19 protein-coding genes are annotated in these 21,529 nt (G+C 45.2%); 5 read left to right on the forward strand and 14 right to left on the reverse strand.

Going from position 1 to position 21,529, the window contains the following annotated elements; genetic code table 11:
• Window positions 1-13: 13 nt before the first annotated feature.
• A complete protein-coding gene (pbuO, locus tag NSQ12_RS15870; RefSeq protein WP_003229234.1) occupies window positions 14-1,312 on the forward strand; it encodes a hypoxanthine/guanine permease PbuO in 1,299 nt (432 codons plus the stop codon).
• A gap of 39 nt (window positions 1,313-1,351) precedes the next feature.
• Here pbuO and NSQ12_RS15875 read toward each other — a convergent pair whose 3' ends face one another.
• Both NSQ12_RS15875 and NSQ12_RS15880 read right to left on the reverse strand, forming a co-directional pair.
• Window positions 1,352-2,509, reverse strand: coding sequence for an ABC transporter permease (locus tag NSQ12_RS15875; RefSeq protein ID WP_003229232.1), 1,158 nt, complete (start codon window positions 2,507-2,509; stop codon window positions 1,352-1,354).
• Window positions 2,506-3,216, reverse strand: a complete 711-nt coding sequence (locus tag NSQ12_RS15880; RefSeq protein WP_003229230.1) for an ABC transporter ATP-binding protein — start codon at window positions 3,214-3,216, stop codon at window positions 2,506-2,508. The genes NSQ12_RS15875 and NSQ12_RS15880 overlap by 4 nt, the downstream gene beginning before the upstream one ends.
• A 290-nt stretch (window positions 3,217-3,506) precedes the next feature.
• Between NSQ12_RS15880 and NSQ12_RS15885 the strand changes: the two genes are divergently transcribed.
• A complete protein-coding gene (locus tag NSQ12_RS15885) occupies window positions 3,507-3,728 on the forward strand; it encodes a DeoR family transcriptional regulator (protein ID WP_003152337.1) in 222 nt (73 codons plus the stop codon).
• A gap of 120 nt (window positions 3,729-3,848) precedes the next feature.
• Here the strand turns inward: NSQ12_RS15885 and NSQ12_RS15890 are convergent, their stop codons facing one another.
• Window positions 3,849-4,568, reverse strand: a complete 720-nt coding sequence (locus NSQ12_RS15890) for a pseudouridine synthase (protein WP_003229226.1) — start codon at window positions 4,566-4,568, stop codon at window positions 3,849-3,851.
• A 68-nt stretch (window positions 4,569-4,636) separates the two neighbouring features.
• Window positions 4,637-6,271, reverse strand: a complete 1,635-nt coding sequence (murJ, locus tag NSQ12_RS15895) for a lipid II flippase MurJ (RefSeq protein WP_110109462.1) — start codon at window positions 6,269-6,271, stop codon at window positions 4,637-4,639.
• A 202-nt stretch (window positions 6,272-6,473) separates the two neighbouring features.
• Here murJ and NSQ12_RS15900 point away from each other — a divergent pair, with 202 nt between their 5' ends.
• Together NSQ12_RS15900 and opuD are read left to right on the forward strand one after the other, a co-directional pair.
• Window positions 6,474-7,736, forward strand: a complete 1,263-nt coding sequence (locus tag NSQ12_RS15900; protein WP_003229222.1) for an NAD(P)/FAD-dependent oxidoreductase — start codon at window positions 6,474-6,476, stop codon at window positions 7,734-7,736.
• 188 nt (window positions 7,737-7,924) lie between these two features.
• Window positions 7,925-9,463 (forward strand): glycine betaine transporter OpuD, encoded by a 1,539-nt coding sequence (gene opuD, locus NSQ12_RS15905; protein WP_339175119.1) that lies wholly within the window; start codon window positions 7,925-7,927, stop codon window positions 9,461-9,463.
• A gap of 36 nt (window positions 9,464-9,499) precedes the next feature.
• On the opposite strand, the gene NSQ12_RS15910 is transcribed toward opuD, so the two are convergent.
• The 6 genes from NSQ12_RS15910 to rmgP all read right to left on the reverse strand — a co-directional run bounded on the left by NSQ12_RS15910 (window position 9,500) and on the right by rmgP (window position 14,332).
• On the reverse strand, window positions 9,500-9,682 hold the full coding sequence (locus tag NSQ12_RS15910) for a sporulation protein Cse60 (protein WP_003223398.1): 183 nt from the start codon (window positions 9,680-9,682) through the stop codon (window positions 9,500-9,502).
• A 67-nt stretch (window positions 9,683-9,749) separates the two neighbouring features.
• On the reverse strand, window positions 9,750-10,418 hold the full coding sequence (locus tag NSQ12_RS15915) for a YesL family protein (RefSeq protein WP_015251427.1): 669 nt from the start codon (window positions 10,416-10,418) through the stop codon (window positions 9,750-9,752).
• Window positions 10,419-10,439: 21 nt separating this feature from the next.
• Window positions 10,440-11,726, reverse strand: coding sequence for a Gfo/Idh/MocA family oxidoreductase (locus NSQ12_RS15920; RefSeq protein WP_116316203.1), 1,287 nt, complete (start codon window positions 11,724-11,726; stop codon window positions 10,440-10,442).
• An 11-nt stretch (window positions 11,727-11,737) separates the two neighbouring features.
• Window positions 11,738-12,241: a rhamnogalaturonan transport/degradation protein RmgS gene (gene rmgS / locus NSQ12_RS15925; RefSeq protein ID WP_116316202.1), complete on the reverse strand. Its 504-nt coding sequence runs from the start codon at window positions 12,239-12,241 to the stop codon at window positions 11,738-11,740.
• Complete coding sequence (rmgQ, locus tag NSQ12_RS15930; RefSeq protein WP_162868979.1) at window positions 12,238-13,359, reverse strand: unsaturated rhamnogalacturonyl hydrolase; 1,122 nt, start codon at window positions 13,357-13,359, stop codon at window positions 12,238-12,240. Before rmgQ ends, rmgS begins: the two co-directional genes overlap by 4 nt.
• Window positions 13,360-13,366: 7 nt before the next feature.
• Complete coding sequence (gene rmgP / locus NSQ12_RS15935) at window positions 13,367-14,332, reverse strand: polygalacturonan/rhamnogalacturonan ABC transporter permease (RefSeq protein WP_015251423.1); 966 nt, start codon at window positions 14,330-14,332, stop codon at window positions 13,367-13,369.
• A gap of 210 nt (window positions 14,333-14,542) precedes the next feature.
• On the opposite strand from rmgP, the gene NSQ12_RS15940 reads away from it, so the two are divergent.
• Entirely contained in the window at window positions 14,543-16,867 is a 2,325-nt protein-coding gene (locus NSQ12_RS15940) for a helix-turn-helix domain-containing protein (protein WP_217024339.1), read from the forward strand.
• Between the two features lie 41 nt (window positions 16,868-16,908).
• Here NSQ12_RS15940 and NSQ12_RS15945 read toward each other — a convergent pair whose 3' ends face one another.
• The 4 genes from NSQ12_RS15945 to bioI form a co-directional block, all read right to left on the reverse strand.
• The gene (locus NSQ12_RS15945; RefSeq protein ID WP_339175122.1) at window positions 16,909-18,405 is read right to left on the reverse strand and encodes an extracellular solute-binding protein; all 1,497 of its coding nucleotides are present in this window, start codon (window positions 18,403-18,405) and stop codon (window positions 16,909-16,911) included.
• A 24-nt stretch (window positions 18,406-18,429) separates the two neighbouring features.
• A complete protein-coding gene (locus tag NSQ12_RS15950) occupies window positions 18,430-19,290 on the reverse strand; it encodes a carbohydrate ABC transporter permease (RefSeq protein WP_010886597.1) in 861 nt (286 codons plus the stop codon).
• Window positions 19,291-19,495: 205 nt separating this feature from the next.
• A complete protein-coding gene (locus NSQ12_RS15955) occupies window positions 19,496-20,257 on the reverse strand; it encodes an NAD(P)-dependent oxidoreductase (protein ID WP_003245974.1) in 762 nt (253 codons plus the stop codon).
• Window positions 20,258-20,333: 76 nt separating this feature from the next.
• Window positions 20,334-21,521, reverse strand: coding sequence for a biotin biosynthesis cytochrome P450 (bioI, locus tag NSQ12_RS15960; protein WP_339175124.1), 1,188 nt, complete (start codon window positions 21,519-21,521; stop codon window positions 20,334-20,336).
• Between the last annotated feature and the right edge of the window lie 8 nt (window positions 21,522-21,529).

A 21,529-nucleotide genomic window follows, 5' to 3' on the forward strand; every position in this document is an offset into this window, starting at 1 on the left:
ATTGGAGGATACTATGTTTCATCTAAAAGAGCAGCAAACATCCATAAAGCAAGAAATCATAGCAGGGCTGACGACCTTTTTCACAATGGTCTATATCGTCGTGGTCAATCCGGTCATTCTGGCTAACGCCGGGGTTCCTTTCGACCAGGTGTTCACCGCAACGATTATTGCCTCCATTGTCGGAACGCTGTGGATGGCCCTGGCAGCAAATTATCCGATTGCTATTGCGCCCGGCATGGGCTTGAACGCTTATTTAGCCTTTCATGTCGTAAGCGCAAGCGATGGCGGCATCACGTACGCAACAGCTTTCAGCGCAGTATTTACAGCAGGGGTTCTCTTCATTATTCTATCGTTAACGCCTTTAAGAAAACAACTTATAGAAGCGATTCCAAACAATTTAAAATACGGGATCACAACAGGGATCGGGCTGTTTATTGCTTTTATCGGTTTGCGTCAAGCGGGAATTGTGGCAGCTGATGAGTCAAACCTGGTCACTCTCGGCAATCTGCATTCACCTGGTGTTATCTTAACGCTGGTCGGCCTTTTGATCAGCGTGGTCCTGATGGTGCTGAATGTAAGCGGCGCTTTATTTATCGGAATGGCAGCTACCGCTTTGATCGCCTTTTTCACCGGTCAGCTCCATTTTTCAAAGGGATTTATGTCGCTTCCTCATTTGCCGGAAGGATTGATGATCTCAAATCCATTTACCGCTTTTGGCGATGTCATTCATCACGGCCTGTACGCTGTCGTCTTTTCTTTTCTATTAGTCACCATTTTTGATACGACAGGCACGATGATCGGAGTTGCCGAGCAAGCCGGGCTGATGAAAAACAACAAGCTGCCGAACGTGCGAAAAGCGCTGCTTGCTGATTCAACCGCGACGACAGTAGGAGCTGTTTTCGGCACAAGTCCGACGACTGCATTTATCGAGTCTTCCGCCGGTGTCGCAGCCGGGGGAAGAACGGGGCTTACGGCTTTGACTGTCGCGGTGATGTTTGCGGCTTCAATGTTTTTCAGTCCGCTTGTCAGCGCCTTGTCAGGTATAGCCGCCATCACCTCGCCTGCTTTGATTATCGTCGGCAGCCTGATGATGGGCTCAGTTTCCAATATGAACTGGAAAGAGATGGACGAGGCATTTCCTGCGTTTCTCGTCATTCTAGCCATGCCTTTGACCTCGAGCATTTCTACAGGAATCGCGCTTGGCTTTATTTCGTACCCAATTGTAAAAGCGGCGCGGGGAAAATGGAGAGAGATTCATCCGCTCGTCATCGTTTTCGCCATTCTGTTTTTCATCCAGCTGTTTATTTTATAAGGATAGACCAAAAAACCCAAACGTCGCCGTTTGGGTTTTTTATGTAAACAATAAAGAGACAGCGGCCGCTAAAAAACAACAGGCGGCAAACGCATAGTGCAGGATGTTGATACAGCTTTTTCTGGCCCGATAATATTCATCACTTTCCTTATCGGTGCCAATTAAAAAAGGGGCATCCATGACCTTGTCAAAAATAAGCGTCAGGATATAACGGCAAACCCCTGTGTATACCAGCAGCGCAATCACCTTCAGCCAAATTGGGGAAACAAATATGAGAACAGTGAAAGCTGACAGTAGCATGTACATCTGCCTTGCATACTCGCCATTCCTCAGCATAACTTTAAAAAACAACTCCTTATAGCCTGTGCAGATCGTTCGTCTTTTAAATATCCTTTTTGAATTTCGGTATAATAATGGTTTTCTTCTCATCCTGTCTTTTACTTTTGGCATTCCCGCCTCCTGACTCATCATCATCACAAGTCCTGCAAGGGCAAGCCTGCTTTTTTTCTCTTCAGTCACCTCAGCTTCAAAAGCCGTGAACGAGGCTGTCTTTTTCAAACTGCGGATAACTGAGAAAAACAAAAATAAAATGCCAAAAAGCGCAAGCAAGTGCCGCTCAGTAAAAACAATCAGGATAGCAGAACCAGCAAAAAGAATAGCTCTGACAAGGGTATCGCCAATCCATCTCGAAATGGAGCGCGGCTTTCTGATCCTGTCTTGCTTTAAGGATAAAAAGAATATATGAAGGCCAAACAAATAACACAATAGAGCAGTGCTTTCTGCGAATGTGATGAGAACAGAATGACTGATCAAGGGAAGGACAATGAAAAAGAGAAGCAGCCATTTAGCCAGCGTGGCCAGAAAAGAATACAAAAGCGCATACCGTTTGAGCTGATAGATGATTTCCTTCTTTTGCAGCAAAAACACTTTGTCCGCTTCCATTAAAAATGTACGAATCGAACCTGTAAACATGATCAGCACACACACAGCATACAGCCATCTCCATTCCGCCACTTCAGACCACTCATAAAGAAGGCCTCTTCCGTTCATCAAATCAATATACTGATAGATGACAAAAGCAATCGCCGGCAAAACGATATAGAGAGCGACTGTCCAGTCAATGACCGCATGCAACACTTTAAACTGATACTTATAATAGTCAAACAGCCTTCGAAAAAAGAGCGTACGCCCGTTCATAGCCGATCACCTTGAACTGCCTTATAAAAACAGTCAAGCAATGACTGCCCCTCTAATCCGGTCTTGTCCTGAACATCTTTTAACGTGCCTTGGAGAAATAATGAACCTTTCTCAATCATATAAAACCGGTCACAGATTTTTTCCGCGGTATCGAGTACATGCGTGCACATAAGAATTCCGGCTCCACGTTCTTTTTCAGCCTTAAGCATGTCCACAAAGCGTTTCGTCGATATCGGATCAAGGCCGATAAACGGTTCATCAATCACATACATATCCGGCTTAGAGAGAAAGGCCTGGATAAGCATTAGTTTTTGCTGCATGCCCTTCGAAAAGGTGACAGGCAGCTCATGTTTGACATGATCTAGCGAAAACGTCTGCAGCAGGCTTTGGGCCCGATGCGCAAATTCACTCTCTTCAATGCCGTGAAGTGTGCTGATCAGATCCAAATGCTCCCACAGCGTCAGTTCTTCGTAGAAGGACGGATGCTCCGGAATATATGCAAATGAACAGTCGTTCCAGGCAATATGCCCTTTAAAATCTTCTGAAAGGCCGAGTATCGCCTTGATTGCGGTGCTTTTTCCTGCGCCGTTAGCTCCGATCAGTCCAACCAGTTCCCCTTTTCTGACTTCCAGAAAAACATCGGTGAGCACTTTTTTTCGGCTTGTATACCCGGCCTGTTCTATTGAAGCTTCAAGCAAATTTGTCAAAACTCTCCCACCTCCAAAATTTACTACGAAATAGAATAAAAAAAGTTTCTTTAACCATAATAATATTGAGCCGAAATACATAGTAATCCAACAAGGATGGCTGCCCAACGCGAAATTGGAAAAAATTAATAGGAGTTATCCCTAGATTCATCACTGCAATATCGTGTATAATGAGGGCGAATTATTTTAACAATTACAGATGTCTGCCTTTGTTGCTATTTCGTACGCAGTTGATAGTCGTGAGTTGTGGTTAGTCAAGTCCATCCGATCTTATGATAGGGAGTGGTTTTTTGAAACCTTCAACAAACCGTATGCTAACTCGAATCAAATCAGTTTACATGTTTATTCAAGAAAAAGGTCTTGTGACAACACAGGAACTGGTTGACGAATTCGGCATTACACCTAGAACGATTCAAAGAGACTTAAATGTGTTGGCATATAATGATCTTGTTCATAGTCCAAGCCGTGGCAAGTGGGAGACAACGAGAAAGAAAGTAAAGATTACCTCATAAATTGAAAATTACATAGGGCCGCCTGAGAGCGGTCCGATAGATAACAGGGCGAAGAAACTACTGAGCCTTGTTTTTGTGTGCTTATAAATAAAACCCCGCATTCGGTATGCGGGGTTTTTGTCATGCTTGCGGCTCATTTAGCAAATGAAGCTCTTCCTCTGTCAGCTCACGGTATTCTCCGGGTGCCAGAGCGGGATCTAGGGAAACGCGTCCCATCGAAAGCCGCTTCAGATAAACCACTTCATTGCCGACTGCCTTTGCCATTTGCTTGACCTGATGGTATTTTCCTTCTGTAATTGTCAGATATATAACGGTATTGCCACTGTCGTTTGTTTTGATTTCCGCTTTTGCCGGCTTTGTTTTATAGCCGCCCTCTATGTAGACACCCGTTTCCAAATCGGAAATGTCTTCCCGAGAAATCTGTGATTTTAAATGGACTTCATACGTTTTTGGAACATGCTTTTTAGGAGAAAGGAGCCGATGTGCGAGCTGGCCGTCATTTGTGAGCAGCAAAAAGCCCTCTGTATCTTTATCAAGCCTGCCGGCTGGAAATGGCTCAAATCTCATCTCCTCCGGCGTCAGCAGATCGACCACTGTTTGCTGCCGGCTGTCCTCAGTCGCCGACAGCACGCCCTGCGGTTTATTCATCATAAGATAAATGAACTCTCGATAATCAACCGGTTCCCCGTATACGGTCACCTCCTGCGTATCAGGATCAACGTGCTCCTTTACATCTTTGGCAGGTTTGCCGTCGATCATCACGGCTCCAGCCTTCACAACGGCTTTGACTTCTTTTCTGGAACCATACCCGCTGTTGGCAAGCAGCTTATCAAGTCTCATTCCCAATCTCTCCTTTATAAAAGAAAGCCCGCAGCATGCGAGCCCTCAGTTTCATCATATCTAGTTCATCAGCCTGCATGTCTGCCTTTCCTTAAGAAACCTGGCAAACGGCGGCCTAAAATTTTCTGCAAAAATCCTAATCGGTAGCCGCAATACAGGTAGACAGCTCCGCCAACAGCGGCCGCGATCACCACAACAATCGCAGCTTGCATCTGGCCATCCTGATAGGAAATAAAGAAGCCTAATACCCACTGCACGATTTTCACGGCAATACCCATAATGGCTGATAAGACCAGCATCAAAACAGTTCGTTTAACAAGTATCTTATACGAATAGCCTGCATGGCGCTTAATCATGATAAACCCATATAAAAGGGAAGCGATATATCCAAGCGCCGTCGCTAAAATCGCTCCGTCAGCCTGCATCAGCTTGATCAGCGGAACATTCAGCACAAGCTTGATCACGACACCGATCACAAGGCTGACAACCGCAAATTTTTGCTTATTGATGCCCTGCAGAATAGCTGCGTTGACTGTAAACAAAGAGAACAGAATTGCGACTGGCGAATACCAAAGCAAAATGTTTGCCCCCAGTTCAGGATGAAGGCTCTCTGACCCGTAAAAGAACGTATACGTCGGTCCTGACAATAGAGAGATCCCGACAACAGCCGGAATAATTAAAAACAGGATCGTCTGCATCGTTTGATTAATCTGCTGATTTAACAGCTTATAGTTTCCGCTTGTAAACGATTCAGTAATCGTTGGAATTAATGTCAGTCCAAAAGCAGTTGCTAGGGAAACCGGGATCATCACGAGCTTCTGAACATACAGGGTTAGAATCGCAAGCATGTCCTGGCTGATGGCTTGATGACCGGCTTCAATCATCGCTTTGTTAAACGTATTTGTATCAATATAGTTATACAAAGGGATGGCTAGTCCGACAAAAACGTACGGAGCAGCATAGCTGAACAGCTCGAAAAACATTTTCTTGTAGCTTAGGTTTGCTGTCGGACCCGTATTCGGCATCATCGCCAGCAGGCTGCCCTTCCGTTTGTTCCAATAAATATAAAGCACGACCAGCCCTCCGAAGGCACCGATCAGCGCTGCGAAGGTTGCATAGCCCACAGCGATGACAAGGCCGCCGTTGAAAACCTTCAAAATCAAGAATGTCGCACTCAATAGAAAGATGATGCGGACAATCTGTTCAACGACTTGGGAAACAGCTGTCGGACCCATCATTTGGTGCCCTTGAAAGAATCCGCGGACAAGGCTCATAATCGGTACGACCAAAAGCGCTAAGCTGACCATGCGGATGACATAAACAACATGATCAATTGTCAGGCCGTTATTATCCTTGCCTCCCAGCGATATTTCCGCAAACATCGGAGCCGATAGATACAGAATGAAAAAGGCTATCATTCCTGTGACGAGCATAACCGACATGCCCGCCTTGAGCATTTTCCTGCTTGTCTCATAATCCCCTTTTGAATTATATTTGGAAACAAATTTAGAAACAGCGGCCGGAAAGCCCATCGTAGCAATATTCAAAAATAAAGTGTATTGGTTGTATCCGTATTGAAATAATGCACCGCCTGTCGCCCCGACCATAATGCTGAAGGGAATTAAATAGACCATCCCCAGAATCCGCGATATATATGTACCGAGCGTTAATACAAACGTGCCTCTTAACAGTTTGCTTGACATGTTTCTTCATCACCATTTTCTACGAAGATTCAACTTTTCTATTTTACCACAACTGGGCATTTAGACGGTAATAAATACAAAAGCAATCCTGTGAACATTCATGTCCGCGGCAAAAGACGTTTAAGGAGCGGCTTTCTTTCGCTATAATAGTACTGCGGACGGGGTGTCCGCACACGAAATGAAAAGAAAGTTGATGATAAAGATGAAACAATATGACGTAATCGTAATCGGCGGAGGCCCTTCAGGCTTGATGGCTGCGATTGCAGCAGGAGAACAGGGCGCTGGCGTGTTGCTGATAGATAAAGGAAATAAATTAGGACGGAAACTCGCGATTTCCGGGGGCGGCCGCTGTAATGTGACGAACCGCCTTCCTGTGGAAGAAATTATCAAGCACATTCCCGGCAACGGGCGTTTTTTATACAGCGCGTTTTCTGAATTTAATAATGAGGACATTATCAAGTTTTTTGAAAACCTCGGCATTCAATTGAAGGAAGAGGATCACGGCCGGATGTTTCCTGTGACCGACAAAGCCCAAAGTGTCGTTGACGCGCTGTTAAACAGGCTGAAGCAGCTCCGCGTAACAATCAGAACGAACGAGAAAATTAAATCTGTTTTATATGAAGATGGACAGGCAGCAGGGATTGTGACGAATAATGGCGAAATGATCCATAGCCAGGCAGTCATTATCGCTGTAGGCGGTAAAAGCGTGCCTCATACCGGAAGCACGGGAGACGGCTATGAATGGGCTGAAGCCGCGGGCCATACCATAACAGAGCTGTTTCCGACAGAGGTTCCCGTCACTTCTGGCGAACCGTTCATTAAGCAAAAAACACTTCAGGGCTTATCACTAAGAGATGTAGCCGTCAGTGTGTTAAATAAAAAAGGCAAACCGATTATCACACATAAAATGGACATGCTGTTTACCCATTTCGGCCTCTCAGGACCTGCCATTCTCAGATGCAGCCAATTTGTCGTAAAAGAGCTGAAAAAACAGCCTCAAGTGCCGATCAGAATCGACTTGTATCCGGATATCAATGAAGAAACGCTTTTCCAAAAGATGTATAAAGAACTGAAGGAAGCACCGAAAAAAACCATTAAAAACGTGCTGAAGCCTTGGATGCAGGAGCGCTATCTCCTATTCCTGCTCGAAAAAAACGGCATCTCTCCGAACGTATCGTTTTCTGAGCTGCCGAAGGATCCTTTCAGACAATTTGTAAGGGACTGCAAGCAGTTTACTGTCCTCGCAAATGGCACACTGTCGCTTGATAAGGCATTTGTCACGGGAGGCGGGGTATCTGTAAAAGAAATTGACCCGAAAAAGATGGCTTCTAAAAAAATGGAGGGGCTTTATTTTTGCGGTGAAATTCTGGATATCCACGGCTACACAGGCGGATACAATATTACCTCCGCCCTTGTCACAGGCAGGCTTGCAGGGCTAAATGCCGGGCAATACGCCCGTTCTTAATCATTACTCTTTAAATCTCTTGCCGCCAAACTCACATTTGAACATTCCCCGCATTCATGTTAGGGTGAGACTTGTTTTGTTTCACCTGATTGCGGGGTAATTTTAAGAGAGGAATGAGCTGCCATCGTACGACCATACTAAGCCTGCGAGCAAGATATAGGCGTACACAAAAAATTAGAGGGTGAGAAATGTTGAAACATATATCTAGTGTATTTTGGATTGTGATTGCAATCACAGCTGCAGCTGTATTATGGGGTGTTATTTCTCCTGACAGCCTGCAAAATGTGTCTCAATCGGCACAAGCATTTATTACCGATTCATTTGGTTGGTATTATCTTTTAGTTGTCTCTTTGTTTGTCGGGTTTTGTCTCTTTTTGATTTTCAGCCCGATCGGAAAAATCAAACTCGGAAAGCCTGATGAAAAACCGGAATTCGGGTTATTATCATGGTTTGCCATGCTGTTCAGCGCAGGCATGGGAATCGGCTTAGTATTCTACGGTGCGGCTGAACCGATCAGCCATTACGCAATTAGCTCTCCATCAGGTGAAACAGAAACCCCCCAAGCCTTCAGAGATGCACTCCGCTATACGTTTTTCCACTGGGGTTTGCACGCTTGGGCCATTTATGCCATTGTGGCATTATGCATTGCCTATTTCCAATTCCGCAAAGGCGCACCCGGGTTAATCAGCAGCACACTGTCACCGATTCTCGGGGATAAAGTAAACGGACCGATCGGAAAGGCCATTGACTGTATTGCAGTTTTCGCCACTGTTGTCGGGGTGTCAACAAGTCTTGGTCTTGGCGCAACCCAAATTAACGGCGGTTTGAATTACCTGTTCGGCATTCCGAATGCGTTTATCGTCCAATTGATTTTAATCATTATTGTGACAGTGCTCTTTTTACTTTCTGCGTGGAGCGGACTCGGAAAAGGAATTAAGTATTTAAGCAACACAAACATGGTATTGGCCGGATTGTTAATGTTGTTTATGCTCGTTGTCGGGCCTACAGTGCTGATCATGAACTCATTTACAGATTCTATCGGACAATACATTCAAAATATCGTTCAAATGAGCTTCAGACTGACACCGAACGATCCTGAAAAACGCGAATGGATTAACAGCTGGACGATTTTCTATTGGGCATGGTGGATTTCCTGGTCTCCATTTGTCGGCATTTTCATCGCCCGTGTATCCAGAGGCCGGACGATCCGAGAATTTTTAATTGGCGTCTTGGTGACACCTTGTATTTTGACATTTCTATGGTTCTCCATTTTCGGCGTATCAGCCATGGATCTCCAGCAAAAAGGCACGTTCAATGTAGCAAAGCTGTCCACTGAAACGATGCTGTTCGGAACACTTGATCACTATCCGCTGACAATGGTGACATCGATCCTTGCATTGATTCTGATCGCAGTATTCTTTATCACGTCTGCTGATTCAGCTACATTCGTGCTGGGCATGCAGACGTCGTACGGTTCTTTAAATCCGGCGAATTCTGTGAAACTCAGCTGGGGTATCATTCAGTCCGCCATGGCGGCTGTGCTCCTATATTCCGGAGGGCTTGCCGCTTTGCAGAACACAGCGATTCTGGCAGCGCTGCCGTTTTCTATCGTTATCCTGCTGATGATTGCCTCTCTCTATCAATCGCTCTCAAAAGAAAGAAGAGAGATCAAAAAAGCGGAGAAACTCGATAAACCGAGAAGTCCTAGAGTGAAAAAAGCATATTAACCAAAAAGATCTTTCCGCGCCTGCGGAAAGATCTTTTTATTTGCGATATAAAATAAGGGCGGAAAAACAGTAAAGCTGCTCGCCATCTGGGTCGCACGCCGCCGAAACCGTATATTTGATATCAATCAGCTGCTCCTCCGATATCCCTTTTAAAAATGAATTGATTTCCGTCTGTAAGTCTTTTTCATGCTCTTCATCAAATACCGCTACCTTCAGCATTTTATCCGCTCTCCTTTCTCTATCAATCTATTCCGTTTGGAACAGCGTTATGATAGAGAAATGATGATTATCTCGTTTCCGGATAAAAAGCTTTCCGTATATGGGATTTCCTCTGTGGCTCGCCGCCGTGCTGCTCCACTTTCAGCAGCACGGCATAAACAATGCGCATATGACAGTAGCTGATAAGGCTGACGCTGAAAAAAGGGACAATGCCCGGCAGGTACGCAAGCAAGAAAAAAAGAGCAACAGTCAGCGCAAGCATAGCAAGCGTATATTGCAAATACGCCACACTGAGCAAGAGCGAAAATTTCACATACAGACGTTTTTTCCAGTCAAAATGGACAAGCAGCGGAAACACATAAAAAAGCATGGATACGAACAAAAAGCCAAATATCATAATGGCGAAGCGCAGGATGTGCAGAAGGAAATGACTTGGATAGATGAAGGCCAAATCAATATAAATGATCACTCCGATGAGCGCCAGTACAGCGCCGAGCAGATTTGAACGAAAAAATTCACCCTTATATTCCTGCCAAAACGTTTTGAGCACCGGAACGTTGTCCTGCCCCTGGATCCACTTCCGCATGACAGCGAATAAAGCCGCGGTCGCGGGCATGATGCCAAACACGCCGAGACCGAGTAACGTAAAAAACAGCCACAGCAAGTTTGTATACGCAAATCTCATAATCCATTCGCAAAAACGCAGCATCCGTCCCAGTGAGCCATCATGTTCCATGGCGCCCCCTCCTTTTTTGCATTATACATTCTGCATCTGAAAAAGCTCTTTCATGCCGATCGGCTTCTTTTCGGCAACCGAGCGCCACATTCCCTCACCAACCGCGATGGAGTAGGCTCCAGCTTCAGCCCCGGCTAAAATATCATAGCGGCGCAGCGGGTCTTTTCCTAAAAAAAGATCCTCAAGCAAAAGCGGATCACCTCCGCCATGCCCCCCTTCATTTTTGACCACTTGTATCGTCTGCTTTGATTCAAAAAGCGGATAGTATTCGATTGTCTGCTCAGGAAAAGCAAACGGAATTCTGGAAGGTTCGTGAAATTCATTTGATTCAATACGCCCTTTTGTGCCGTTGATCGTCAGCCGGTAGCCTTCATACGGTGCCGAAAAAATAATCGAGTAGCTTAACAGTGCGCCGCCATCATATTTGACTGCCGCCACGTACGTATCCTCGATGTCAATTTCCTCGTCAAAAATACACGCGTCAGGCCTGTATGAAGTGTATAAGCTAGACTGGTCTCCTGCTTCGAGATGATCATCCTTTATAGAAGCTTTAGAGGAACGGGGATGCCACCTTGAATAGTAGTGGCATTTTTCTTTGACCCGGCACGTCCCGCAAAAACGCCCGTCTTCTTCCGGCAAGGGGTTCCACTCACTGTCCGGCCCATAGTAATTCAAGGCGCCATAAGCAAATACCTCTTCCGGATTTTGCCCGAGCCACCAATTGACGAGATCAAAGTGATGTGTTGATTTATGGACAGAAAGGCCCCCGGAAAACTGTCTCGACCTGTTCCAGCGTTTAAAATAGCTGGCGCCATGATACGTATCAATATACCAATTTAAATCAACGGAGGTGACCCTGCCTATTTTTCCGTCCAGAATCATTTCTTTTATTTTCCGATGAAACGGGCTGTAGCGATAGTTAAACGCGACGGTGACTTTTCCTTCGCTTTTGGCCTCCGCTTCAAGCACCCGATTCGCATCCTGCACTGTTGTCACCATTGGTTTTTCAGTAATCACATCTGTATTCCACTGAAGACTTTTTACAATATATGTGACATGCGTATCGTCCCTGCCTGCCACAATGACGATATCAGGCTTTGACACGCGCATCATCTCGTCAAAAGCATCTTCGCTAAACTCGGGCACGTGGGCCAGCTCGGGAAATTTCTTCTTGCAAACGGCAAAACGTTTCGGATCGGCATCCAGCAATCCCGTAATCTCATAATGAGTTGAAAACCGCTCCAACAGCGGTTTGATAAACATACTGAATGCTCTGCTGCTCAATCCGCAAAAGACGATGTTCTTCAATATCCTCACCTCTATCGGGCTTCAGTTAGTTGAGAAATCAGCTGCAGCGCTTCCTCTGTTTTTTCAGCATACACAGGGATAAACGCCGCCATATCGCGATTCAATTGAAAAGAATAGCCGTTCAGCTGTTTTTTCCCTTTTTCGATCTGAACGGCATAGATCGTTTTTTCTCCTGTTTTTTTATTAACAGTTGTATAAGGAGATGTTTTTTCAGGAGGCAATCCGTTTAACGGCTGAAAATTTTCCGGATCATCGTAAGCTTGAAACATGTCTTCAGGCACGATGAAAACATCTCCCTCATGAGCGGTAATTTCAGTCAGCAGTTTTTCCTGAAAAGCTGGAAAGATATCGACCTTCCCGGCATTCTGCTCGGCGGCCTTTTTTATTTTTTCCTGTACGCCAGCCTGCATATCAGAAAAGAGAATGACATGCATTCCGTCCGGCCTGCTTGAGCATGATGCCAAAAAGAGGACTGAGACGATCACACACAAAGCCGTACGTATACCTGTCATCATTTCTCTGCTGACCTAAAAAGAGTCTCCAGCTCTGTCATAGCCAAAATAAACGCACCAGCCCCGTGCAGGTCGTTTGTGCTTCTTTCGCGGCTGACATAATAGTCATAGAAACCGGCTGACGTTCCGACACATATGTCTTTGACGAGAAACGCGCCGTCTTCTGATGTTTCGGTTTTATGCTGAATCAAGCCTTGATACGCTTTTAGCAGTGTTGTTTCGTAAGCTCTGTCTAAATAGCCTTTATTGATTCCCTTCGCAAATGCGTACATGTACAGGCAGGATCCTGAGCTTTCCAGCCAGTTATCAGACCTGTCTCCCTTATCAACAATCTGATACCATAGCCCCGTCTCTTTGTCTTGATAGCAGCAGATGCTTTCCATCATGTCCTGCAGCGTGTTTTTCCACACATGACGGTTTGGATGCTTCTTCGGCAGCTCTTCAATCATGTCAGCAAGAGACATGACGTACCAGCCGATGGAACGTGCCCAAAATTCCGGTGAACAGCCTGTCTCTTCATTGGCCCAAGGCATTTTTTTCGCTTCATCCCAGGCGTGATAAAAGAGTCCGGTTTTTGCATCCTTCGTATGCTTTCTCATCAATGACTCCTGCAGCACGACCTGATCAAACAGCTCCGGCTCCTGCTTCAGATTGGCATATTTCAGTGCGAACGGCCCCCCCATGTATAAGCCGTCAAGCCACATTTGGTATGGATAACCGTCTTTGTGCCAAAAACCGCCCTCAGACGTCCGGTTCAGTGTTCCATATAAACCGCGCAGCCTTTTTGCCGCTTTGGCATACCGTTCATCCTTCGTCTGCTCGTATAATGGAAAAAGAATGAGACCCGCTTGAATGGCGTCCAGTTCATCTCTTCTAAATAATAGATTGCCATAATCATCGATTAAGAGATCTGCATAGGCCTTCGCATACTCAAAATACCGCTTTTCCCCGGTTGCTTCCCACAGCCGCAATACACCGCATAAGAAAACACCCTGGTGGTAGTGCCAGCGGTTTGCAGGAGGCAGCTCCTGGACTGTGTACGTATTCATAATGGTTTTTGCCAATGCCTCCGCGTACGTAAGAGGCGATTTTACAGCGATTGATTGATCCATTGATCCCATCCCTTTCTTAATAAATTCCTTCCTCGCCAAATTTCTTCGCTAAACGATTCGCTAGCATGACCAAAATCAGCCCGACCGCCGCTTTAAATACGCCGACTGCTGTACTGTAGCTGAATTGGCCCTGTTTCAGCCCTGCAGTATAAACATACGTATCAAAAATTTCCGCCACTTCCCTGTTAGTCGCATTTAACAGCAAATACACATGCTCGAAGCCAAGCTCCAGCGTGTCTCCGATTTTCAAAATCAGCAAAACGACGATAACGCTTTTAATGGCGGGCAGCGTAATATGCCACATTTGCCGCAGCCGTCCCGCTCCGTCCATTTTCGCCGCTTCATACAGCTGGGGGTCAACCGCTGTAATGGCCGCCAGATAAATGATCGTCGACCAGCCTGCTTCCCTCCAGATAACCTGCAGAATATACAGGGGCCGGAACCATTCTTCGTTCAGCAGAAAATTGATTTTTTCACCGCCAAAAAACACAATCAGTTCATTAATCAAGCCTCCGTCTACCGTTAAAAGCACAAACGAAAGCGATACAACAATGACCCAAGACATAAAATGCGGGATATAAATCAGCGTCTGAACAAATTTTTTAAAGAGAGCAATCCGCACTTCGTTCAATAGAAGCGCCAGCAGTATCGGCACCGGGAAAAATATGGCCAGGTTCAAAGCAAATAACACGAGCGTGTTTTTTAACAAGAGAAAAAATGTAGGCTCAGTAAACAGCCTGATAAAATGCTTCAGCCCCACCCACTCACTGCCCAAAATGCCGAGGAACGGCTGATAATCCTGAAACGCAATCACAATTCCCCACATCGGGACATACTTAAAAAGCAAAAAATAAATACACCCCGGCAAAATCATCAAGTACAAATATTTTTGCTGAATCAGCTTACTTAGTAAGCGCTTTCTTTTTTCTTTTTTAAAAATGACTGTATCAACAGCCGGCGCTTGCGCTTCTGCTGTTTTCATTTTTTCCCAGCCTCCTTTCACGGGTTCTTGCATTCACTGTAGCGCAGCAGGCAAAAGTCCGTCTACAATCATATGATCACATCCTGTTTTATCCCTTTATAATCAAGGGTTCAGCCGGTCCACCTGAAAAAAAGACACCGATATTAGAAAATGATTATTGACAATATCTATCAATCTTTGGATTAATTGTATTAAGGTGAAGTGGATGTTATGAAATGGGGGGGTTTTATGAAAAGAAGCCAATACAAGTTTTACTACAAACTGATCACGTTTTTCTGCCTGCTCAGCACCATTCCGGTTATTTTGGTCGGATTGTTTTCGTACGAGCACTCTCAGAAAACGGCTATTTCCAACGTTTCGGAGGAAAAATTCGACACACTCCAGCAGACCCAGCAAAGCATCGAACATATATTGAAAACCGTCGATCACTCTTTAACCCACTATGTGAGTTCGCCGCCTCTCCTTCGCACATTGTCCGAGCCTTTGCACTCAGACCAATTTCAAATCTATAACCAAGTAAACCAAGAGCTCAATTATCTGCAAAGCTTTGATACCGACCTGTCCAACATGACGTTAGTCAGTTATACGAAAAAATGGTACATGAACAATTCCGGTTTGTACCGTTTGAATACAGACACTCTTCATGAAGCAGCCTCAGCGTACACGAAACACAAAGCGAGCCGCTCCTATTGGACGCTTGAGGAAAACAATCATTTGATTTCAACCAAAGAAGGCACATCAGAAAACTGCCGCTACAATATCAATTTAATTAAGCAGCTTCCTTTGAACAGCACAAATACAAAAGGATTGGCCGCCGCAAGCATTCCGAGCTGTTCGCTTGTCAAAAATATGCCTAGCTATTCAAACGCCAACAACCTGTTTATCATCGATGAAAAAGGCCGCATTATCCTTCATAACAACATGTCTGACATTGGTGAATCTCTTCATAACGACGGCTTTGTCCAAAAAGTGCTGGCGCAAAACGCCAATAGCGGACAGTTTGAAACAGTGATTGACCGGATTCATTATAAAGTCACCTATCAAAAATCTGACTATAATACATGGACTTATTTTTCTCTCGTTTCCCTGCCTGAGCTAAAAAAAGAAGCCAAATCAATCGGCTGGATCACTTTTGCAGTATGCCTTATTTTGTTAACGCTTTCATTATTGTTCTCTTGGCTGGGCTCCCGCCATTTTTACAAGCCGATCAGGGTGCTTTACGAATCATTCGCAAGACATGGAGCCATACAAGAGAAACAACAGACTCCTCAAAATGAATTTGAGTTAATTGAACAGAGCTTTAAACAGCTGAAGGACCGAAATGACGACCTTGAGGAAACGATGAAGCAGCAGGCCACTCATCTGCAGCAATATTTTATGGTCAGGCTTATGCTTGGAAAACTGACGGATGAGGAGGTCGATAACCGCTTTGAAAGCCTCGGCTTAAAGCAAAATTGGCGGCACCTTGCCCTGCTTGTGCTCCAAATTGACACACTGAATCATACGCCTTATGAGAAAAAAGATATGGATCTGCTTTTGTTTGCCGTCAACAGCCTGATTGAGCGCAGCATCCCGACGGACAAACATCTTGCCCCCGCCGTAGTTGACAAACAGCAGGCGACGATTTTGATCAACCAAAGCGGGACAAAGGAAGAATTCATGGCTGAGCTGAATGAGACTGCAAGGATGATTCAGGAAAAAGCGGAAGCTGAGCTGCAGCTGTCTGTCAGCATCGGCATCAGCCAGCCGTTTGATGTGCTGACAAAAGCGAAAACAGCCTATGCGGAAGGCTCAGAAGCGTTGAAATACCGGCTTAAAGCGGAAAACAAGTCGATCATCTTTTACGAAGACCTTGACCAGAAAAAAACCTTCAAAACCCATTTTCCAAAGCAGCTTCAGCATGAGCTGTTCGATGCCGTTAAAGCAGGAGACAAGGAGAAAGCGGATAAATGCCTGCACGCGATTTTGCAAGCCATCTTCACCCAGAACACCAACCCGTATCAATTTCAAATCGCCATCGCCCGTTTTTTGAACCATGTGATTGAGCTGATGCATGTGCTCGGGATCGAATTGTTTGAGCTTGAAGAAAACAAAATGCTGTATGACCAAATTTTTGAGCTGAAAACGTTCGAGGATACCGAAAACTGGCTAAAGAATGAGTTTATTGATCCGATGACAGACAAAGTGAACACCCGCGCGGATGCCCAGTACAAAAATATTTCCGACAACATCATTCATATCATCCATCATGAGTTTGAATCCGAATTGACACTGGACGAAATCGCGCGCAGGTTGCATTACAACCCAAATTATTTAAGCAGCATCTTCAAAAAAGAAATGGGTATTTCATTCAGCGAGTATGTCTCAAGCTACCGACACCATATGGCAAAAAGCTGGCTTGCCGAAACAGACATGGCGGTCAAGGACATTGCCGAAAAGCTGAAATATAAAAACTCGCAAAATTTCATCAGATCATTTAAGAAGCTGGAAGGGATTACACCGGGAAACTACCGCCAGCAAAAAAGAAGCATGTAAAAAAACCCAAAACTGCTTGCGCGTTTTGGGTTTTTCCAACGTTATTTTGCTTGTTTAAACGCTTCTTCGTATTCCTGAATAATTTGTTTTCCTCCGCTTGACTCCCATTTTTCCACTTCTTTATCGAACTGGCTTTCTGTGATGTCTCCAATCATATATTTATAAGTCGCGTCATCAATGATTTTCTTCAGTTCATCACCCCGTTCCGACTCCGATGCGGAATACAGGCTTTCAGCCGGGTTTGAGACGATAATCTTTTCATTGTCCTCGGTCAGCTCCTCGTACGCCGTCCGAAGCGGATCTCCAGTGTTTTTTAAGTAGGCTTTATCAATGGCAATTAAGGCGGACAGCGGCTGAATATCAGTCTGCCAGTCTTTTACCTGGCTTTCTTTGCGTGTGAACGTTTTGTCCTCACCTTTGTTGTAATGAACGCCGTCAATGCCATAAGTCATCAGGCTATAGACATCTTCTTCGGCAATTCGGTCAAAAAAAGCCAAGATCCGTTTAAGCTCAGCTTCCGTTTTCACACTCGTTTTCGGGAAAGCAAACACGCCGTTATGGCCTCCTGATGCCCATATCCGCTCTTTCCCATCTGGGCCTTTTATGCGGTTGATGACCTCGAGCTTCATTGATTTATCAGAGGCATGGTCGCGCAGATTGACCGCATCTACCATATTGCCAATATAAATTCCGGCTTTTCCTTGAGAAAACAGCTCCTGCTGCTGGGTTTTGCTCGTGACGGGAAAATCCTTATTCATATACCCGTTATCACGCAGCTTTTTCATATAGTTCATCGTGTCTTTGTATTCCTGTGTCATGAAATCAGGCGTGAATTTGCCGCCCGATTCCTTCCAATCTGTCGGCATGCCTTCATACGAGCCAATCGTTTTAAACGCGCCGTAAATCAAGTCATTACGGTCTGCCAGCCCGATCGTATTATCTTCCCCATCCTTGTCCGGGTCGTCCTCCGTAAATGCTTTGGCCACTTCATAAAGCTCATCCAACGTTTTCGGGGTTTTCAAATTTAAATTGTCCAGCCAGTCCTTCCGAATGACGATCCCCTGTCTGGAAAGCGGGCGCTCTCTGTATATCCCGTAGAGCTTGCCGTCAATTGTCACATTTTTATTAATAAGTTTGTTCATTTTATTTAAGTTGGGATAATCCTTGATATAATCACCGATTTCCCAGAACATTCCTGACCGGAAGGCATTCATGACTGACGAATTTTTAATATCCTGGATGGTCACGATTTGCGGAAGATTCCCGGCTGCAAGCGCTGCATTCAGCCTGTCTTCTTTCACCGCGTCTGGAACCCAGGTGATGTCGAGTTCTGTATTTGTCAGCTTTTCAATTTCTTTAATCGCCCTGTCTTTCGGCGGCTGCTGATGATACAAAATCGCCATCCAAGACAGCTTTACCTTTGAATCTGGGCCAGCTTTGCCTTCAGCCGAAGACTGATCAGTTCCTTTACAGCCCGCCAGCACTCCGCCGAGTGCCAGTACAAGCACAATCAAAAGCACCCTCCATTTGTTTCCCATCGTACCCCTCCGTTTCATATTTCTTTATCCTTTGACAGATCCCAGCAAAGCTCCTTTTGCAAAATGCTTTTGTATAAACGGATAGACAAGCAGAACAGGGATGGTCGCCACCACTATGACCGCCATTTTAATGGTTTGCTCAGGCGGCGGGCTGCCCGACCCCATTTCAGACATATCCCCTTGCATACCGCTTGATACAATGACGATTTGGCGCAGAAGAACCTGAATCGGCCATTTTGCTGAATCATTTAAGTACAAGATCGCTGTCATATACGTGTTCCAATACGTGACCGCATAAAATAGTGAAATCGTTGCGATCGCAGGAAGAGACAGCGGCAGCACAATTTTAAAGAATATGCCCAGATCATTGCACCCGTCAATTTTCGCGGACTCTTCCAGGCTTGATGGGATATTTTGAAAGAAGTTTTTCAGAATGATCAGGTTAAAGGCATTAATGGCTGTCGGCAAAATAAGCGCCCAGTAAGAATCGAGTAATCCAAGCGATTTGACCACAAGGAAAGTCGGAATCATGCCGCCGCTAAACAGCATCGTAAATACGACGAGAAACATGAGCGGCTGCCGGCCGATTAAATCACGGCGGGATAACCCGTAAGCCATCAGTGACGAAAGAAACATGCTGACCGCAGTGCCTATCACTGTCACAAACACAGAAACAAGCAAACTCTTATAAATAATATCTGTTGAAAAAATGTAGCGATAAGCATCTAGCGAAAAAGTGGTCGGTATTAAAATGAATTTTTTCGACACGACTTCTTCTACTGTGGCGAAAGATGCTGCGATGACATGAATGAACGGAAGTACGCATATTAAAGCGAACATCAGCAAGAAACCATAAATCAACATATCAAACAGACGGTTTTTCAGTGAATGTGCGATAGCTCCCACCTCTCTTTGTAAGCGTTATCATATTTTTGGAAACCGAGCTCAGCATGTGACGATATCGTGTCTAAAATGTAGCAGTCTGTGATTGCCATGTCTATAATCATTTGAACAGTGTCCCCGGCCGGGCGGGGGCTGCCGCGAATTGAGACCGATAACAAAAGAAAAAGAGCATAATCTTAGAAAATGATTATGCTCCGTTCTCCTCCTCGTTCAGAAGTTCAGCCGTATTGATTTGTGGCGAAAACCCAAGTTCATTCACGGCAGATTCAATGGACCATGGCCGGCCCGGATTATCAGAGACGGCGTAATAAGTGCCATACCGGATGTTGGTCTCAATGGCGGCTTTGAAAATCGACAGCAGATCGGGGTGAGAAAGCAGTGTCTTTTTCGTCCGTTCTTTTTCATGCAGCGTATCCATTTCATCTGTCACGACTGTTCCGATTCGAAGGTTGATTACTGATAGCTTATTTTCCAAATAAAACAAATGGCCGATCTGTTCAGAGGTCAGCTTTAATACACCGTACAAGTTTTTTGACAGCGGATAATCGCTTGTTGTGATTTCCCGTCCTAAGAGCGAGCGCCCGTCTTTTTCATATACATCTGTGACATGATTGCTGCTGGCGAACACGAGCTTTTGAATGCCGAGCTCCGCTGCCGCACGGCACAGATAATAGCTTGCCCTATAGAAAACATCCGTCATTTTTTCAAACTCAGCGATGTCCATAATATCGTATTTGATTTTCACAGCGAGTAAATTCAAGATGGCATCGGTATCTTTTGGAATCTTCTTCAACAGCTCCTCATAATTTGCCGCGTCAGCCTGAATGGAAGAGGCTTTGCCATCGAAATGATCTTTATCAAGCACTGTCACTTCATAGTCTGAAATAAGCCCTTCAGCAAGCAGTCTCCCAATCACACCATTTCCGCCGGCAATCAGCACTTTTTTCACGATGTTCACTCCCCTTTTTTATAGATTGCCCATTTTCGGCGGGGCTGACACTTTTTTGGCACTCACATTCTTAGGCTTATTCAAAAGTCACCGGCAGCTCCTCAAGCGCCCGAAATCCAAAAAGCGGCCGATACCGCCATTCAAAATCCGCGAGCTTAAGGCTGGGCATCCGCTGCAGAAGAATGTTAATCGCAATTTGCGCTTCTAATCGCGCCAGCGAGGACCCTAAGCAAACATGATGGCCATGACCGAATGAAAGGTGCGGATTAGGACTTCTCGTAATATCGAAGACATCGGGGTTCGTGAAAATGCTTGGGTCTCGATTAGCCGCCCCTAACAAAAGATAGACTTGTTCTCCTTGACGGATCGTCACCCCGCTGATGTCAATATCCTCTGACGCAACTCTGGCTGTCATTTGCGTGGGGCTTTCATAGCGTAAACATTCCTCAACTGCGGTACCAATAAGATCTGGATTTTCTCTCAGTTTCAAAAGCTGTTCTGGATGCTGCAGCAGACAAAGGACTGAATTGCTGATGAGATTGACCGTTGTCTCATGTCCGGCGATCGCCAGCAATATGCACGTAGATGCCGCCTCCTCTTCCGTCAGCTTATCCTTTTCTTTCCCCTTTAAGAGCATGCTGATCATATCCTGTTGAGGGTGGCGTTTTCGCTTTTGAATCAGCTCTTTGAAATATGCCATAGCCTGCACAGCCATATGATTGCCCTCTGTTAATGCCTTTCTTGATCGGGTAAAATCAATCGTTTGAATGAGACTCGCAGCCCACTCCTTTAATTGCTCCCTATCTTCCTCCGGTACACCTATAATGTTAGCTATGACAAAGCTTGCTAAAGGAAAAGCAAAGTCCGAAATGACCTCCATCTTTTTTTTACCTTGCACTTGATCAAGCAAATGATGGACAGTTTCAATGATATACGGCTGATAACTCTCTGTCGCTCTCGGCGTAAACGCTCCGCTGGCAAGCGTCCGCAATCGTCTATGATCAGGCTGGTTCTGAAACAGCATCATTTGATTTTGCACATGTGAAAGGTCCTGATATTTGGTTGAGCTCTCAGGCAGCGGGGTGCGGACTTTGAATCTCGCATCTTTCAAAATAGCAGCCGTTTCTTCATATCCTGTGACATACCAGCCCGGGTATTTTAAGAAACTCCCTTTATAGATAGGATGAACAGCTCGCAATGTGTCGTAAAAAGAATATGGGTTTTTCAAAAACTCAGAAGATGCAGTTGACGATACAATTGTCACGTGATTTT

This window comes from Bacillus sp. PS95, assembly GCF_037963565.1.
Taxonomy (GTDB): domain Bacteria; phylum Bacillota; class Bacilli; order Bacillales; family Bacillaceae; genus Bacillus; species Bacillus subtilis.

Excerpts from the sequence above, each read along its gene's own strand:
- rmgQ (WP_162868979.1), bottom strand. The coding sequence starts at position 13,359 with ATGGGATCAATGGATCAATCAATCGCTGTAAAATCGCCTCTTACGTAC.
- opuD (WP_339175119.1), top strand. The coding sequence starts at position 7,925 with ATGTTGAAACATATATCTAGTGTATTTTGGATTGTGATTGCAATCACA.
- NSQ12_RS15910 (WP_003223398.1), bottom strand. The coding sequence starts at position 9,682 with ATGCTGAAGGTAGCGGTATTTGATGAAGAGCATGAAAAAGACTTACAG.
- NSQ12_RS15875 (WP_003229232.1), bottom strand. The coding sequence starts at position 2,509 with ATGAACGGGCGTACGCTCTTTTTTCGAAGGCTGTTTGACTATTATAAG.
- NSQ12_RS15945 (WP_339175122.1), bottom strand. The coding sequence starts at position 18,405 with ATGGGAAACAAATGGAGGGTGCTTTTGATTGTGCTTGTACTGGCACTC.
- rmgP (WP_015251423.1), bottom strand. The coding sequence starts at position 14,332 with ATGAAAACAGCAGAAGCGCAAGCGCCGGCTGTTGATACAGTCATTTTT.
- NSQ12_RS15940 (WP_217024339.1), top strand. The coding sequence starts at position 14,543 with ATGAAATGGGGGGGTTTTATGAAAAGAAGCCAATACAAGTTTTACTAC.
- pbuO (WP_003229234.1), top strand. The coding sequence starts at position 14 with ATGTTTCATCTAAAAGAGCAGCAAACATCCATAAAGCAAGAAATCATA.
- rmgS (WP_116316202.1), bottom strand. The coding sequence starts at position 12,241 with ATGATGACAGGTATACGTACGGCTTTGTGTGTGATCGTCTCAGTCCTC.
- NSQ12_RS15890 (WP_003229226.1), bottom strand. The coding sequence starts at position 4,568 with ATGAGACTTGATAAGCTGCTTGCCAACAGCGGGTATGGTTCCAGAAAA.
- murJ (WP_110109462.1), bottom strand. The coding sequence starts at position 6,271 with ATGTCAAGCAAACTGTTAAGAGGCACGTTTGTATTAACGCTCGGTACA.
- NSQ12_RS15900 (WP_003229222.1), top strand. The coding sequence starts at position 6,474 with ATGAAACAATATGACGTAATCGTAATCGGCGGAGGCCCTTCAGGCTTG.
- NSQ12_RS15915 (WP_015251427.1), bottom strand. The coding sequence starts at position 10,418 with ATGGAACATGATGGCTCACTGGGACGGATGCTGCGTTTTTGCGAATGG.